This is a genomic window from Aquabacterium sp. NJ1 (assembly GCF_000768065.1).
GTDB lineage: Bacteria > Pseudomonadota > Gammaproteobacteria > Burkholderiales > Burkholderiaceae_C > Aquabacterium.
This window is the reverse complement of the sequence record NZ_JRKM01000001.1, coordinates 2,720,317-2,736,899: the sequence shown is the minus strand read 5'-3', so window position 1 is coordinate 2,736,899 and position 16,583 is coordinate 2,720,317. Positions and strand designations below refer to the sequence as shown.

At 66.9% G+C, this 16,583-nt stretch carries 12 protein-coding genes; 8 read left to right on the top strand and 4 right to left on the bottom strand.

All coding sequences use genetic code 11. From position 1 onward, the window contains the following. The first annotated feature begins 119 nt into the window (after positions 1-119). Positions 120-1,676: a methyl-accepting chemotaxis protein gene (locus JY96_RS24230; RefSeq protein ID WP_052162436.1), complete on the top strand. Its 1,557-nt coding sequence runs from the start codon at positions 120-122 to the stop codon at positions 1,674-1,676. Positions 1,677-1,733: 57 nt separating this feature from the next. Next, positions 1,734-2,318, top strand: coding sequence for a chalcone isomerase family protein (locus tag JY96_RS11680; RefSeq protein ID WP_035037600.1), 585 nt, complete (start codon positions 1,734-1,736; stop codon positions 2,316-2,318). Between the two features lie 20 nt (positions 2,319-2,338). On the opposite strand, the gene JY96_RS11675 is transcribed toward JY96_RS11680, so the two are convergent. Beyond that, the gene (locus JY96_RS11675; protein WP_035037598.1) at positions 2,339-2,593 is read right to left on the bottom strand and encodes a hypothetical protein; all 255 of its coding nucleotides are present in this window, start codon (positions 2,591-2,593) and stop codon (positions 2,339-2,341) included. 441 nt (positions 2,594-3,034) lie between these two features. Between JY96_RS11675 and JY96_RS11670 the strand changes: the two genes are divergently transcribed. Beyond that, positions 3,035-4,990, top strand: a complete 1,956-nt coding sequence (locus JY96_RS11670) for an SPFH domain-containing protein (protein ID WP_081961207.1) — start codon at positions 3,035-3,037, stop codon at positions 4,988-4,990. A gap of 26 nt (positions 4,991-5,016) precedes the next feature. Here the strand turns inward: JY96_RS11670 and JY96_RS23950 are convergent, their stop codons facing one another. Both JY96_RS23950 and JY96_RS11660 read right to left on the bottom strand, forming a co-directional pair. Continuing rightward, positions 5,017-6,087 (bottom strand): hypothetical protein, encoded by a 1,071-nt coding sequence (locus JY96_RS23950; protein WP_052162435.1) that lies wholly within the window; start codon positions 6,085-6,087, stop codon positions 5,017-5,019. A gap of 129 nt (positions 6,088-6,216) precedes the next feature. Next, positions 6,217-7,200 (bottom strand): MDR family oxidoreductase, encoded by a 984-nt coding sequence (locus JY96_RS11660; RefSeq protein ID WP_035037597.1) that lies wholly within the window; start codon positions 7,198-7,200, stop codon positions 6,217-6,219. A gap of 182 nt (positions 7,201-7,382) precedes the next feature. Here JY96_RS11660 and JY96_RS11655 point away from each other — a divergent pair, with 182 nt between their 5' ends. The 4 genes from JY96_RS11655 (at position 7,383) to JY96_RS11640 (ending at position 13,973) form a co-directional block, all read left to right on the top strand. After that, positions 7,383-8,732: a dicarboxylate/amino acid:cation symporter gene (locus JY96_RS11655; RefSeq protein ID WP_081961206.1), complete on the top strand. Its 1,350-nt coding sequence runs from the start codon at positions 7,383-7,385 to the stop codon at positions 8,730-8,732. A gap of 710 nt (positions 8,733-9,442) precedes the next feature. Then, entirely contained in the window at positions 9,443-10,093 is a 651-nt protein-coding gene (locus JY96_RS11650) for an ABC transporter ATP-binding protein (RefSeq protein WP_035037595.1), read from the top strand. A gap of 7 nt (positions 10,094-10,100) precedes the next feature. After that, positions 10,101-12,725 (top strand): ABC transporter permease, encoded by a 2,625-nt coding sequence (locus JY96_RS11645; protein WP_235333906.1) that lies wholly within the window; start codon positions 10,101-10,103, stop codon positions 12,723-12,725. Between the two features lie 24 nt (positions 12,726-12,749). After that, the gene (locus tag JY96_RS11640; RefSeq protein ID WP_035037593.1) at positions 12,750-13,973 is read left to right on the top strand and encodes a lipocalin-like domain-containing protein; all 1,224 of its coding nucleotides are present in this window, start codon (positions 12,750-12,752) and stop codon (positions 13,971-13,973) included. Between the two features lie 22 nt (positions 13,974-13,995). Here the strand turns inward: JY96_RS11640 and JY96_RS11635 are convergent, their stop codons facing one another. Continuing rightward, complete coding sequence (locus JY96_RS11635) at positions 13,996-14,295, bottom strand: DUF1289 domain-containing protein (RefSeq protein ID WP_081961632.1); 300 nt, start codon at positions 14,293-14,295, stop codon at positions 13,996-13,998. A 140-nt stretch (positions 14,296-14,435) separates the two neighbouring features. Between JY96_RS11635 and JY96_RS11630 the strand changes: the two genes are divergently transcribed. Then, entirely contained in the window at positions 14,436-16,583 is a 2,148-nt protein-coding gene (locus tag JY96_RS11630) for a phosphocholine-specific phospholipase C (protein WP_035037591.1), read from the top strand.

The window sequence follows — 16,583 nt, the reverse complement described above, 5'->3', positions numbered from 1 at the left end:
TTCAGTCCCTGACAAGCCTGCCGAAAACGCGGGAAGCCGTCGTCTTTTGTGCCCTTTGACGCGTGACGTCAAAGGTCGCCCGGCAGCGCCCTTGTTTCGACCGTGGATTGCAGTGGACCATGAACCTTCGAAATATCCGTATCGGGCAACGATTGATGCTGGGCTTCGGCCTGGTCATCGCCTTGTTGATGTTGCTGGCCGGCCTGGCCATCCTGCGCATCAACAGCCTTAATAGCGAAATCGGGTCCATGGTCAACCAGACCTACCCGCGCACGGTCATCGCCAACAACATGAAGGCGGACCTCAACGACATCTCGCGCAGCATGCTCAGCATCCTCGTGATGTCCAGTGCCGACCAGATGTCGGGCGAAGTGGCCAACATCGAGAAGGTCACCAAGCGCAATGACGAGAACCTGGCGCTGCTGAAGAAAAGCGTGAGCGACCCCGATGGGCTGGCGCTCATCAAGACCATCGTCGAGTTGCGCGAGCGCTCGCTCAAACACCAGGTCGCGTTCATCAACCTCATCAACACCGATGAGAAAGACAACGCGATGACCAAGTACCTGTTCTCGATCCGCTCGCTGCAGACCAAGTACTTCGCCGCGCTGGACAAGCTCATTGCCTTGCAGAACCAGCACATGGAAGCGGCCGGCGCCAATTCGGCACAGCAGGCCCGCAGCACGGCGCTGTTCATCCTGGTACTGGCCCTGGCCGCCACCGGCATCAGCGTGGTCGTGGCCCTGCTGTCGACCCGCAGCATCACCATCCCGCTCAACCGCGCGGTGGACGTGGCCCAGCGCGTGGCGCGTGGTGACCTGACCAGCACCATCACTACCAGGAGCCAGGACGAGACGGGCCTGCTGATGCAGGCGCTGGCCGAGATGAACACCAGCCTGCAGGCCATCGTGGGCAATGTGCGCCTGAGCACCGAGCAGATCGCCTCGGCCTCCACGCAGATCGCCTCGGGCAACCTGGACTTGTCGCACCGCACCGAGCAGCAAGCGGCGTCGCTGCAGGAGACCTCGGCCTCCATGAGCGAGCTGACCAACATCGTCAAGCAGAACGCCGACAACGCGCGCATGGCCAGTGAGCTGGCGCAGTCGGCCTCCAATGTGGCGGCCGATGGTGGCTCGGTGGTGTCCCGTGTGGTGGACACCATGGGTGCCATCGATGCCTCGTCACGCAAGATCGTGGACATCATCGGCGTGATCGATGGCATCGCCTTCCAGACCAATATCCTGGCGCTGAATGCCGCGGTGGAAGCCGCGCGAGCCGGCGAGCAGGGCCGCGGTTTTGCCGTGGTGGCCGGCGAGGTGCGCAGCCTGGCGCAGCGCTCGGCCACGGCCGCCAAGGAGATCAAGACGCTGATCAGCGAATCGGTCGAGAAGGTGGCCCAGGGCGGCCAGCTGGTCAACGAGGCCGGCAGCACCATGAGCGAGGTGGTGGCCAGCGTGCAGCGCGTGACCAACATCATCACCGAGATCACGGCAGCAAGCCAGTCGCAGAGCCAGGGCATCGAGGCCATCTACCGCTCCATCCACCAGATGGATGGCGTCACGCAGCAGAACGCCGCGCTGGTTGAAGAGGCCGCCGCGTCCGCCGAATCCATGCAGAACCAGGCCGAGCAACTGGCCAAGGTCGTCAGCGTTTTCAAGCTGGAAGGCATGGCCTCCTGAAGGCCACGCCCGCCATCACCCGAGCAACCCCTAACCGCCAACTGCAAGAGGGCCTTCATGAAACTGTTCTCCAAAACCACCCTGGCCGCCGCTGTTCTGGGCATGGCCATGAGCCTGGCCCAGGCCGTTGAAATCTCGGGCGTGAAAGTGGACGAAGCCGCCAAGGTGGGCGGCAAGGACCTGGTGCTCAGCGGCGCCGGCCTGCGCACCAAGACCATCTTCAAGATCTACGTGCTGGGCATCTACCTGAACAAGAAGGAAACGACCACGGCGGGTGTGCTGGCTGCGCCTGGCCCCAAGCGCGCCAAGATCCATGTGCTGCGTGAGCTGACCGGCGAAGAGTTCGGTGGCGCCTTCCTGGCGGGCATCAACAAGAACCTGGACAAGGAAGAGAAGTCCAAGTACGTGAACCAGCTGCTGAAGTTCGGCGAGCTGTTCGAGACCCTGCCACCGCTCAAGCCCGGTGACATCGTGATGGCCGACTGGGTGCCCGGTACCGGCACGGTCATCACCATCAACGGCAAGCAGATCATCGACCCGCTGCCTGATCCGGGCTTCTTCAACGCCATCCTGCGCATCTGGTACGGCGACAAACCTGCCGAGGTGGCGCTCAAGCACGCCCTGCTGGGCGAGCCGACCTGATCGGATCTGATCGCGTCAGCTCAGTCCTGTGTGCGCCAGGCCCAGACGGCCGCGACACACAGGGCGACCCCGATGAGGTAGAGCACCCAGGTGCTTGACACGGCATACGAGTAGAACATCAAGGCCACGCCCAGCCATTTGGTCGTGGCCTTTTGCATGCGCTTGCCGGCCATCCAGGCCACCATGCCCAGCAGGCTGAACAGGAACATGCCAGCCAGGTAGGCCGGTGAGGGCAGGGTCAGACCCATCGACTGCAGTTGGGAGACGGTGTCCATCAAAACGCCTGACAAAGTGCGGGTAGCGAAGGATAACAAAGCGCTTGTCAAGGACCCTGCGCTTTACATGGCTATCGTTGTCACGCGCGCTACTGCGGCGCAGCATGGCTGTCGTCGAGCCTTGGTGCCCGCCTCCTCAACACACCTTGTTGAACCATCCTGTTTTCGCAGCCAACGCCCGTTTGCTGCCCCTGCCCTCTGGCGCCCAGGCGCTCACCTGGATCGCCCTGTCGATCTGGCCGAGCCCCGCCTGCGGTCTTCGCTCGCCTGCCCGTCGCAACGGCACTGGCCGAGGCGCGCACCGGCTGCGTCGACCTTAGCCTCTGGCACACCCCCGTTCCCATAAGACCCTGGTCATGAACCGAGCCCGGTTCAGGCATGCGCTCGCACGCTTACACACCACCAGGCGTCACACATCCCGCAAGGAAAGGAAGGACCCTCATGTTTGCTGAACTGTTTGGCCAAGGCCTCTTGTTCTATCTGATCATCACGCTCGCCGTGCTGGGCGCGCTGGCCGCGTTCGCCTTTGCGTCGGGCATGGTGCGCTACATCCCCAATGACCGCATCGGTGTCGTCGAAAAGCTCTGGAGCCCCAAGGGCTCGGTGCAACTGGGGCTGCTGGCGCTGGCAGGCGAGGCGGGCTTCCAGCCTGAGTTGCTGCGCGGCGGCTTTCACTTCTTCCCGCCGTTTCAGTACAAGGTGCACATCCACCCCATGGTGTCGGTGACGCAGGGCAAGCTGGGTTATGTGTTCGCGCGTGACGGGGTGGACCTGCCCGCCGGCCAGACCCTGGCCGACAACGCCCGCGTGAGCAACTTCCTGGACGTGCGCGGCTTCCTGCAGGGTGGCGGCCAGAAGGGCCCGCAGCGCAAGGTGCTGCGCGAAGGCACGCACATCATCAACCCGGCGCTGTTCGTGGTGATGACGGAGGAGGCCACCTACTCGCTCACGCTGGACGCGACCGAGCGTGCCTACTACGACAAGATGCGTGACGTGCTGGACCAGCGCAGTGCCTTCACGCCCGTGGTGATCAAGGAGGTCTCCGGCCAGCATGAGTCCGACCAGCTGGCCGTGGTCACCGTGATGGACGGCCCGGCCCTGCCCAAGGACGAGCTGCTGGCGCCCGATGTGGGTGATGCGCACAACTCCTTCCAGGAGCCCGAGCTGTTCCTGGCCGCGGGCGGCAAACGCGGTCGCCAGGAGCGCGTGCTGGTGGAAGGCACCTACTACATCAACCGCCTGTTTGCCACGGTGGAGTTCATCCAGAAGACGGTGATCCCCGTGGGTTATGTGGGCGTGGTGGTGTCGTACACGGGCCGCAAGGGCGCGGACACCTCGGGCAGCGAGTACAGCCACGGCGAGTTGGTGGAGACCGGTTGCCGCGGCGTGTGGCGCGAGGCGCTGATGCCGGGCAAGTACGCCTTCAACACCTATGCCGGCAAGATCGAGCTGGTGCCCACGACCAACTTCGTGCTGATGTGGCAATCGGGCGAGAGCGGCTCCAGCTTCGACGGCAATCTGCGCGAGATCACGCTGATCACCAAGGACGCGTTCGAGCCGCAACTGCCTTTGAGCGTGGTGGTGCACATCGACTACCGCAAGGCACCGATGGTGGTGCAGCGCTTTGGCAATGTGAAGCAGCTGGTCGAGCAGACGCTGGACCCGATGGTGTCGAGCTACTTCAAGAACGTGTCGCAGACACGGACTTTCATCGAGCTGATCCAGTCGCGCAGCGAGTTGCAGACCAATGCCTCGGTGGACATGCGCGAGCGCTTCCTGGCGTATTCGCTGGAGTTCCAGGAGGTGCTGATCGGCACGCCCAGGCCGCAAAACGGCGACACCAAGATCGAGAACATCATGTCGCAGTTGCGGGATCGCCAGATCGCGCGCGAGCAGGTCGAGACCTATGCGCAAAAGCAGATCGCGGCCGACAAGCAGCGTGAGCTCAACGAGGCCGAGCGCCGCGCCGAGAAGCAAAGCGAGCTGACCGCCTCGCTGGTGGACATCTCCATCAAGGAGAACCACGGTGCGGCCCTGGTGAAGGCCGCCGAGAAGCGCCGCCAGGAGATCGAGGCCCTGGCGCAGGCCGACAAGTTCCGCCAGGAGATGGAGGGCTCGGGGCGCGCCTCGGCCATCCGCGCGGTGGGTGAGGCCGAGGCTTCTGCCATCAAGGCCAAGTCGGAGGCCCTGGAAGGCGAGGGCTCGGACAAGCAGCTGATGCAGACCGTGATGCTGCGCCTGGCCGAGGCTTTCGAGACGGCCAAGGTGCCGCTGGTGCCGCAGATCCAGCTGGGCGGCGCGCAGGACGGCAATGCCTTCTCGACCCTGCTGAGCCTGATGTCATCGCTCAAGGCGCAGGAGCTGGCGGCCGGCCAGCTCGCCACGCCCAAGGCCTGATCGGCCCGCCGGTGGTGCGTGCCCGCTCAGGGGCCCACCACCAGGCCGTCCATGCGCACCACCTCGAAGTTGCTGCCCTTGACCTGGGCCAGCTCGGACACCAGATTGTCGTTGTTCCAGCGGTCATCCGGCGCACCGCTGACATACCAGTTCGAGCCGTTGTCGGCCACGATCATGCCGTAGGTCTTCATGGCGGTGAGCAGGGCGCGGGTTTCGGTGCTGAAGCTGGCGGGGATCACGTAGCTGGCCTTCAGGCGCACGCGCATGCCCATGGGCGCCGAGTAGGTGGACGGGCTGGCAGGTGCCCAGTGCGAAGCGGGTGGCACATAGGCCGCACGCGATGAGGACACGGTGAAGCGCAGGGCATGGCGGATGCCACCCGGGCCGCGGGCCGCTTCCTCATAACGGGCCAGGCCCGGGAACAGGGGCAAGCCGGCGGCGTCGGCGCTGGTCCAGCCGGGCTGTGCGGTGGGGCGCACATTGTTGCTGTCCAGGTGGAAGATGGCGCCCACCAGGGCGTTCCAGCTGCCATCGATTTGCGGGTAGGCCCCGCCGATTTCGTACAGGCGCAGGTTGTCGCGGTCGATCACCAGCACATGGCGGTCCCCCGAGGACGTGGCGCCGCCCTCGATGGGCGCGTTGGCGGGCACCGGGTAGGGCCCGGGGTCGCTTTCAGCACCGTAGGCCGTCCAGTGCATGGGCACCTTGGCTTGTGTGCCCGACACCACCACGTAAGGAAAGCCGATGGGCGCACCGTTGTACAGGCCGGCACCAAAGTCCGGGTGCAAGCCCGTGGCCGCACCGATCTTGGCGATCAGCTGGTCTGAATCCGGGTCCGCCGGGCAGTTGCTGATGTCCTGGTTCCAGGCGTTGTCGGCCGGGAAGGGCAAGGCCCCGTTGAGCGAGGCGCCTGCGCCCAGGTTCGCGCGGTTCATCTGGGCGTAGTACACGCCTGACGCCGTGGACGATGTGCCGCAGGTCGAGCTGGCGGTGCGCCCGCCGGTCAAGGGCGCAGGCGCCGTGCCGGTTTCCGCCGAGGGCAGCGCGTTGCCGCCGCCGCCGCCACCCCCGCCACAGGCTACGAGCCCGGACAGCATCCAAGTCAACAAGATTGTTTGATACACACGATTCACGGCTGATCTCCCTTGTAATTTCACGAGTGGGCCACGGTGCGAGCGTTACGAGGTGTCTCGTTTGCTACCGATTCGCACAAGGCCAGGCATCCATCAGGCATCCACCTTGACCACCACGCGGCCGCGCACCTGCCCTTCGATGAGCTTGTGTGCAATCGAGATCGCATCGCTCAGACCGATCTCCTGCGTGATCAGCGCGAGCTTGCTGACGTCCAGGTCGGTGGCCAGACGCTGCCAGGCTTTCAGGCGGATGGCGCGCGGGCACATCACGCTGTCCACGCCGGCCAGGGTCACGCCGCGCAGGATGAAGGGCGCGACGGTGGAGGGGAAGTCCATGCCACCGGCCAGGCCGCAGGCGGCCACGGTGCCGCGGTACTTGGTTGAAGCGCAGACATTGGCCAGCGTGTGGCTGCCCACGGTGTCGACGGCGCCGGCCCAGCGCTCTTTGGCCAGGGGCTTGCCAGCTGATGAAAATTCGGCGCGGTCCAGCACGGTGGTGGCGCCCAGGCTCTTGAGGTAATCGGCTTCTTGCGGGCGGCCCGTCACGGCCGCGACCTGGTAGCCCAGCCTGGCCAGGATGGACACGGCCACGCTGCCCACACCGCCGGCGGCACCCGTGACCAGCACCTCGCCCTTGTCCGGCGTGACGCCATGGTCTTCCAGGGCCATCACGCACAGCATGGCGGTGTAGCCGGCCGTGCCAATGGCCATGGCCTGCGCAGGTGTGAAGGCGGTGGGCAGGGGCACCAGCCAGTCGCCATTGAGGCGCGCGCGCTGCGCCAGGCCGCCCCAGTGCGTTTCGCCCACGCCCCAGCCATTGAGCACCACCGCGTCACCCACCTTGTAATCGGCATGGCTACTGGCCTCGACCACGCCGGCCAGGTCAATGCCGGGCACCATGGGGAACTTGCGCACCACGGGGGACTTGCCGGTGATGGCCAGGCCGTCCTTGTAGTTGAGCGTGGAGTGCGACACGCGCACGGTCACGTTGCCTTCAGGCAGGGCTGCGTCGTCGATGTCCTTGAGCGCGGCGCGGTAACCCTGCTCGTCTTTTTCAATGAGGATGCCTTTGAACATGCTGGTGTCTCCTGTGGCCCATCGTGAAACCGGGGCAGGGCCGCAGCATAACCGGGCGCCTGCGCGCGCGCTGGCCCGCCACCATCACGCATGTGGGATGCCACATGTTTAAGCACACCTGAAATCGCTAATCTTGCTCCCCATGCTTCGGCCAGGTATGGGCCGTCACGATTGGAGCCACCATGAAGCGTCTCACCTCACACTTGTATTTCTGGGTCGTGCTGGCCATCATCGCGGGCGGCTGCATCGGCATCGTCGAGCCGCAGATCGGCGTCAAGCTCAAGCCGCTGGGCGATGGTTTCATCGCGCTGGTGAAGATGCTGATCAGCCCCATCATCTTCTGCACGGTGGTGCTGGGCATCGTCAATGGCGGTGACATGAAGAAGGTCGGGCGCGTGGGCGTGAAGGCCATCGTGTACTTCGAGCTGGTGTCCACACTGGCACTGGCCATTGGCCTGGTGGTGGTCAATGTGCTCAAGCCGGGTCATGGCTTCAATGCCGATCCGCACACGCTGGATGCGGCGGCCGTGTCGACGTATGCCAAGAAGGCGGGCGAGCAAAGCTCGGTGGACTTTGTGCTGCACATCATCCCCAAGACCTTCACGGATGCGTTCACGGGCTCGGGTGACCTGCTGCAGGTGCTGTTGCTGGCGCTGCTGTTTGGTTATGCCATGCAGCACATGGGCACCAAGGGCCGCGCGGTGCATGCCTTCATTGAAGAGTGCTCGCACATCTTCTTCGCGATGATGAACGCGATCATGAAGCTGGCCCCGATCGGTGCAGGCGGCGCGATGGCGTTCACGTTGGGCAAGTACGGCTTTGCGGCGCTCAAGCCCCTGGCCGCCTTGATGGGCAGCTTCTACCTGACCTGCGGCCTGTTCGTGCTGGTGGTGCTGGGCACGATCGCAGCGCTGACGGGCTTCAACATCCTGCGCTTCATTGCCTACATCAAGGAAGAGTTGTTGACGGTGCTGGGCACGTCTTCGTCGGAGTCGGCGCTGGTGCCTTTGATGGCCAAGCTGGAGCGCCTGGGTTGCGCGAAGTCGGTGGTGGGGCTGGTGGTGCCGGCGGGTTATTCCTTCAACCTGGATGGCACCAACATCTACCTGACGATGGCGGCGCTGTTCGTGGCACAGGCCTTGAACATTGACCTGTCGCTGACGCAGCAGTTGAGCATCCTGGGTGTGGCGATGCTGACGTCCAAGGGCGCTTCGGGCGTGACGGGCGCAGGCTTCATCACGCTGGCTGCAACGCTGGCGGTGGTGCCGGATGTGCCGGTGGCGGGGCTGGCGCTGATCCTGGGTGTGGACCGCTTCATGTCCGAGGCGCGTGCCTTGACCAACTTCATCGGCAACAGCGTGGCGACCATCGTGGTGGCGAAGTGGGAAGGCGAACTGGACCAGGGGATGCTGGTGCGCGAGTTGCGGGATGGCTATCGGGTTGATGACGTTGTGGCGGTGGCCAGCGATGACGGGCGTGGTGCGGACAAGCACTTGAATGTGGACGAGGGTGCCGCGCAGGTTCGCGTCTGATCTGCTACCCGATCACTTGCTGACAACTTGAGCGCCTCCTTCGTGGGGCGCTTTGTCGTTGCAGCGCGGGGCGCGGACTGAGCCGACATTTGGCCGGGCTTCATGTTGACGGTCCCGCTTTGCAAGCGGGACTGCCCTGCGCGCCTCGCAATGGGTTTGGGCCCTCCAACTCACTACGCGGCTGCGCCGCTGCGTTCAAACATATCGGGCCAGTCAGATGACGAAGCGCGCTCACGCGCGCCAAACCCATTGCTGTGGTGCTCGGCGTCAACAAGGCGCCCAGCCAAACGCCGGCTCAGTCCTTTTTGCGCCCCGCTCGTGGCATGCGAAGAAAGGCCGTGGCACGCCACCAGCAGGTCGGAACAAGGGATGAGGCGGTACCCGGCAGGGCGCCTTGTTGACGCCGAGCAGCGCAGTGACAAGGTGGGCGCGCGCAGCGCGCATCCATCAACTGACTTGCCGTGGTTGTTCGAGCGCAGCAGACAAAGTCTGCGTAGCGAGTTCCACGGCGCCACCTTGGCACGCGCAGCGCAGGGGAGTCCTGCCAGCGGCAGGACCGTCAACATTGAAGCCCTGACGGGTGCCGCCTCATCCCCCGACCTGCGTTTGCAACGCAAAAGCGCTTCATCACCCGAATGCACGGCCTCACCAGACATGCTCCCGGAAAACGCCCACAACGCATCCCCACCACACCCGATATGCTTGCACCCATGCTGCAAGTCCGAAACCTGTGTAAACGCTACGGCTCGGAGCCGGTTTTCTCGCATGTCGACCTCGACGTCGCCCCCGGCGAGTTCGTCGCCATCGTGGGTGAATCCGGCGTCGGCAAATCGACCCTGCTCAATTGCCTGGCCGGCCTGGACACGGTCTCCGAAGGCCACGTCAAGGTGCTGGACACCAACATCACGCAGCTCGACGACCAGGCCCAGGCGCTGTTCCGGCGCCAGCACCTGGGCTTCGTCTTCCAGGCCTTCCACGTGCTGCCCCATCTGGACGTGGCCCAGAACGTGGCCCTGCCCCTGATGCTGCTGGGCCAGCCCGATGACGCCCGCGTGCAAGATACGCTCAAAGCGGTCGGCCTCGATGGCCTGGGTGCGCGCTTGCCGCAGGAGCTCTCCGGTGGCCAGTTGCAGCGCGTGGCCATTGCCCGTGCCCTCATCCACCGCCCCGCCCTGATCCTGGCCGACGAGCCCACCGGCAACCTGGACCCCGACACCGCCGACAAGATCATGACCGCCCTGGTGGCCCAGACCCGGGAACACGGCGCCGCCTGCATCATGGTCACGCACTCGCAGGCCGCGGCCAAGCTGGCCGACCGCGTCATGCGTCTCACGCAGCATGGGCTGCACGATGCCACCTGACGCGCTATTGGACTCGCGACTCGGCTCACCCGTCTGGCGCCTGCTGCGCCACTTTTCATGGCAGGAGCTGCGCCACCATGGCGTGCGCCACGCCACGGCGGTGCTGGCCGTCTTGCTGGGCGTGGCGCTGGCGTTTTCCGTGCACCTGATCAATGCCTCGGCACTCAGCGAGTTCAGCGCGGCGGTGCGCGCCGTCAATGGCCAGGCAGACCTGAGCCTGCGCGCCGCCCACGGCGGGCTGGACGAGACCCTGTACACGCGTGTGGCCAGCCACCCGCAAGTGGCCCTGGCCAGCCCGGTCATCGAGGTGGTGACGCAGGCGCGTGGCCCCCGCCAAAGCAGCACCCAAACCATTGACCAAGCCAGCCCCGCCCGTGCGAACCCGACCACCACCAGCCTGCGCGTCATCGGCCTGGACCCGCTGGTGGCCGCGCCGCTCTCGCCCGGCCTGTGGCCGCAGCTCGACGCGGCCATCCAGGCCCATGACCGGCTTGCCTTGCTGGCCACCGACACCATCTCGCTCAACCTCGCGGCCCAGCGCAGCCTGGGCGCCCACCCCGGCGACACGCTGCAGGTACAGACCGGGCTGAAGCTGCTCACGCTGCGTGTGATCGGCACCGTGGCCGCGCAAGGCGAGCCCTTGGGCGTGATGGACATCGCCGGGGCCCAGGACACCTTTGGCACCCCGGGCCAGATCACGCGCCTGGACATCAAGCTGGCCGGTGGCGCTCAAGCCAGCGAGGTGCTCGACGCCTTGAAGCTGCCAGCGGGCGTGCTCAGCGATTCGGCCGAGGATGCGACCCAGCGCGTGTCCAACATGTCGCGCGCCTACCGCGTGAACCTCACCGTGCTGGCCCTGGTGGCGCTGTTCACGGGCGCCTTCCTGGTGTTCTCGATCCTGTCGCTGTCGGTGGCCAAGCGCCAGCAGCAGTTCGCGCTGCTGGGCGTGCTGGGCCTGGGCGCGCGTGAACGTCTGCAGCTGGTGCTGTGGGAGTCGGCCTTCATCGGCCTGATGGGCGCGGCCCTCGGCATCGCCTTGGGCACGGGCCTGGCCGCGGCCGCGTTGCGCCTGCTGGCGGGTGACCTGGGTGGGGGCTACTTCCCTGGCATCACGCCCCACCTGCAGTGGTCGCTGCAGGCGGCACTGGTGTATGGCGCGCTGGGCGTGCTGGCCGCCATGGTGGGCGGCCTGGTGCCGGCGCGCATGGCCCAGCGCCTGGCACCGGCGCAAGCACTCAAAGGCCTGGGTGACGTGACGCGCCACACCCGGGGCTGGTGGCTGGGGCCGGCACTCCTGCTCCTGGGCGTGGGCCTCACGCGCCTGCCACCCGTGGCCGGTGTGCCGCTGGCGGCCTATCTGGCGGTGGCCTGCCTGCTGGTGGGCGGCATCGCCTGCGTGCCCGCCACGGTGGGCGCCTTGTTGCGCCTGTGGCCGCGCCACGCCCTGGCCCGCCATGCCACGCTGATGCTGTCGCTGGAGCGCGCACGCCGCATGCGCCACACGGCCACCGTGGTGATGGCCGGCGTGGTCGCCAGCCTGAGCCTGTCCGTGGCCTTGACGGTGATGGTGGCCAGCTTCAGAAGCTCGGTCACCTCCTGGCTGGACGTGGTGCTGCCGGCCGACCTGTACGCCCGCACGGCCAAGACCAGCAGCGGCAACGACACCCAGCACCTCACGCCCGCCTTGCTGGCCGACATCGCACGCATCCCCGGTGTGCAGCGGGTGGTGGGCATCCGCCTCAGCAGCCTGAGCTTGCGCCCTGACCTGGCGCCGGTGGCCTTGATCGCCCGGCCGATCGGGCAGGCCACGGACGCCGCGCAACGCAGCCTGCCGCTGACTGGCGAGCTGCTGCCGCCACGCCTGGACGCCATCAACATCTTCGTCAGCGAAGCCATGGTGGACCTGTACGGCACCCGCCCCGGCACGATGCTGGCCTTGCCCCTGCTCGCCGGTCAGGCGCCGGTGCCAGCCTATGTACGCGGCGTGTGGCGCGATTACGCCCGCCAGCAGGGCGCCATCGTCATCGATCAGGCCGACTACCAGCGCCTGAGCGGCGACACCGACATCAACGACCTGGCCTTGTGGCTGGCGCCGGCCACCCGCACGCCCGATGTGCAGCAGGCCATCCGTGAACGCGCCCGTGCGCAGGGCCTGGGCGGCGAACTCATCGAGTTCGCCGAGCCGCGCGAGATCCGCCAGACCACGCTGCGCATCTTCGATCGCAGCTTTGCCGTGACCTACTGGCTGCAGGCCGTGGCCATCGGCATCGGCCTGTTCGGCACGGCGGCGAGCTTCTCGGCGCAGGTGCTGGCGCGGCGCAAGGAGTTCGGCCTGCTGGCCCACCTGGGCTTCACGCGCGCGCAGATCCTGGCTACCGTGGCCGGCGAGGGTGCGGCGCTCAGCACCGTGGGCGCGCTGCTGGGCCTGGCGCTGGGGCTGGCGGTCAGCGTGGTGCTGGTGCACGTGGTCAACCCGCAAAGCTTTCACTGGACCATGGACATGATGCTGCCCTGGCCGCGCCTGGCCGCGCTGTGTGCCAGCGTGGTGGCCGCCGGCACCCTCACCGCCTTGAGCGCCGGGCGGGCCGCGGTCAGCCGCGATGCGGTCATGGCCGTCAAGGAGGATTGGTAAGTGCCTGAGAACACGCCCCCTCACATGCCCCCGCCGCACGCGCCACGCCGTCGCGAGCTGCTGGCCCTGGCCTCGGCCTGGGGGGCTGCGCTGTGGCTGCCACGCCAGGCGCACGCCGGTGAGGCCCACCAAGCGGGCAGGGCTGACGATGCAGCCACGCCTGACCGGCCCAGCCGCAACGCACCACCGGCGTCCGCCGCCCCGCTCATCCGGGCCGGCACGCCCTTGCGCTTCCCACAGGACTTCGGTGCCCACCCGGCCTACCGCACCGAGTGGTGGTACATCACGGGCCAATTGCAGCCCCAGGCGCAGACTCAGACCGCCTCATCAAACACACCCGCATCACCGCCAGGCTACGGCTTCCAGATCACCTTCTTTCGCACCCGTGTGGACGCGGCCCGCACCAGCCACAGTGCCTTCGCCACACACCAGCTGGTGTTCGCGCACGCGGCCCTGACCGACCTGCAGCAAGGCCGCCTGCTGCATGACCAGCGCATCGCACGGGCGGGCTTCGATCTGGCCGATGCCGCCGTGGGCGACACCCGGGTCAAGCTGCGCGACTGGCAACTGCAGCGCAGCGGCCCGGCCGCGCAAAGCCGCTACACCAGCCACGTGGCCGCGCGGGACTTCACGCTCGACCTGGCCTTCACGCAGACGCAGCCGGTGCTGCTGCAAGGCGAGGCCGGCTTCTCACGCAAAGGGCCCAATCCCATCAACGCCAGCCACTACTACTCGCAACCGCACCTGGCGGTGCAGGGCCAACTGCAACACCACGGCCACACGCAGGCCGTCCAGGGCCAGGCCTGGCTGGACCACGAATGGGGCGAGACCTTGCTGGATCCCGCCGCCGTGGGCTGGGACTGGATCGGCATGAACCTGCACGATGGCAGCGCGCTGACCGCCTTCCGCTTGCGCCGCCAGGACGGCAGCACGCTGTGGGCGGGTGGCAGCCTGCGGCGCCCTGGCCAGGCCACGCGCGCCTTCCAACCTGACGAGGTGCGCTTCACGCCGCAGCGCATCTGGGCCAGCCCCGCCACCGGCGCGCGCTACCCGGTGCAATGGCAAATCGACGTGGCCGGCACCCGCTACCAGGTCAGGCCTCGGCTGGACCAACAGGAGCTCGACAGCCGCCAGAGCACCGGCGGCGTCTACTGGGAGGGCCTGAGCGACCTGCTGGACGCACAAGGCCGCGTTATCGGCCAGGGTTATCTGGAGATGACGGGCTACGTTTCGCCGATGTCGCTGTGAGGCCCTGTGAGGCCCATTCACCTCAACGCCTGGGCAACACAGCCGGCGGGGGATAAGGCGGCAGTGGCCGCCCCAGAGCCAACAAGCGCTCGCGGGCGCGGGCCACACAGGCCGCCTTGTCGGCATCGGGCATCTTGCTCCAGCTCGTGATGTCCGCGATCGTGCGGCCACAGCCCACGCAGACGTCCTGCTCGTCCAGCGTGCACAGGCGCACACAGGGGCTGGGCGGGCTCGATGGACGAGAAGGCCCGGCCACCTCGGCGACCTCTGTGGAAGGGGCCAGGGGCAAGGCCGTGCCAGGCAAGACATCAGGTGTGGGCATGCCCAACAGCTTAGCGCTTGCCCAAGGGCCGCGCCATCCGGCAAACCCAGAACCGTTCGGGCCATCCCGTTCTGTGCGGTTTTTCACATCACGCCGTCACGATGCCAGGGCTTCATCCACCGCTTGCAGAGGTTTCGCCCATGACGCCCATCGACCGCCGCCAGTTCCTGACCGCCACCGCCCAAGCCGCCGCCGCCGCATCGGCTGCCTCGGCCATGCCCGCCGCCATCGCGCGCGCACTGGAGATCCCCGCCCACCACAAGACGGGCAGCATCAAGGACGTGCAGCACGTGGTGATCCTCACGCAGGAAAACCGCTCCTTCGATCACTACTTCGGCAAGCTGCGCGGTGTGCGTGGCTTTGGTGACCACCTGACCATCCCGCTGCCCGAGGGCAAGAGCGTGTGGGAACAAGGCAATGGCACCCGCACCGTGCTGCCCTACCACCTCGACAGCACGCAAGGCAACGCCCAACGCGTCAACGGCACGCCGCACGCCTGGGGCAACGCCCAGGCCGCATGGGACAACGGCCGCATGAGCCAGTGGCCCAAGTACAAGCACGACAACGCCATGGGCTACTACACCGAGGCCGAAGTCGGCTTCCAGTACGCGCTGGCCAATGCCTTCACCGTGTGCGACGCTTACCACTGCGCGCTGCAAGGCGGCACCAACCCCAACCGCCTGTTCATGTGGACGGGCACCAATGGCCCGACCGGTGCCGGTGTGGCCTCCGTCGTCAATGAATGGGATGACTTCGGCCCGGCCAACGAGGGCTACACCTGGACGACCTACCCCGAGCGCCTGCAGGCCGCCGGCGTGAGCTGGAAGGTCTACCAGAACCTGCCGGACAACTTCACCGACAACTCGCTGGTGGGCTTCAAGCAGTACCGCGAGGCCGCCTACAAGGCGCTGGCCACGATCCCCAATGCCTCGCCGCTGATGCCGTATGACCCCAGCATGGACGCCATCAGCCCGCTGCTCAAGGGCGTGACCAACACCATGCCCGATGGTGGCTTCCTGGGCAGCTTCAAGCAGGATGTGCTGGACGGGCACCTGCCCCAGGTGTCGTGGATCGTGGCCCCCGAGGCCTACAGCGAGCACCCCGGCCCCTCCAGCCCCGTGCAGGGCGCCTGGTATGTGCAGGAAGTGCTCAATGCCCTGACCGCCAACCCCGAGGTCTGGAGCAAGACGGTGCTGATCGTCAACTTCGACGAGAACGACGGCTTCTTCGACCACATGCCGCCCCCGGCCGCCCCGGCCCTCGACGCCAACGGTCAGGCCGCCGGCCAGTCCACCACCGATGTGGCCGCCGAGTACTTCACGCACCCCAAGCCCGCTGGCACCACCGGCCAGCCCGCCCCGGACGGCCGCCCCTACGGCATGGGCCCGCGCGTGCCCGCCTTCATCGTCTCGCCCTGGAGCCGTGGTGGCTGGGTCAACTCGCAGGTGTTCGACCACACCTCCATCATCCGCTTCCTGGAAGCGCGCTTTGGTGTGATGGAGCCCAATATCAGCGCCTGGCGCCGTGCCGTGGCCGGTGACCTCACCTCCACACTGAACTTCGTCAACCCCAATGACGAGACCCTGCCCACGCTGCCCACGCTGACACGTGAAGAAGCCGATGCCCTGCGCGCGCAGCAAGAGGCCCTGGCGCAGGTGGCCGTGCCCGCCGAATCGGCGCAGAGCCTGCCGGGCCAGGCACGCGGCATCCGCCCCTCGCGCGCCCTGCCTTATGACCTGCGTGTGGACAGCGATGTCGACCCGCGCACCCAGCGCGTCCAGCTGCGCTTCGTCAACACGGGCCGCGCCGGCGCCGTCTTCCACGTGTACGACAAGCTGCACCTGGATCGCCTGCCCCGCCGCTACACGGTCGAGGCCGGCAAGCAGCTGCAAGACAGCTGGGACAGCTCGTTGGATGCCGGCCGCTACGACCTGTGGGTGCTGGGCCCCAACGGCTTCCACCGCCACTTCAAGGGCGATGGCAAGGCCGCCACCGACCTGGATGTGCGCACCGTGGCCTCACGCCACATGCTGCGCCTAAACCTGCACAACGACAGCAACGAGGCCCGCACTTTCGTGATCCGCTTCAACGCCTACCACCGCCAGGTGCCGCACACCGTGCGTGTGCCTGCCGGCCGCGACATGGAGTGGGACACCAACCTGATGGGCACGGCGGGCTGGTATGACCTCACCGTCACGGTCAAGGAAGACACCAGCTTCAGCCGCCGCCTGGCCGGCCGCCTGGAAACCGGCCGCCACAGCGTGAGCGACCCGGCACTGGGCGCCTGA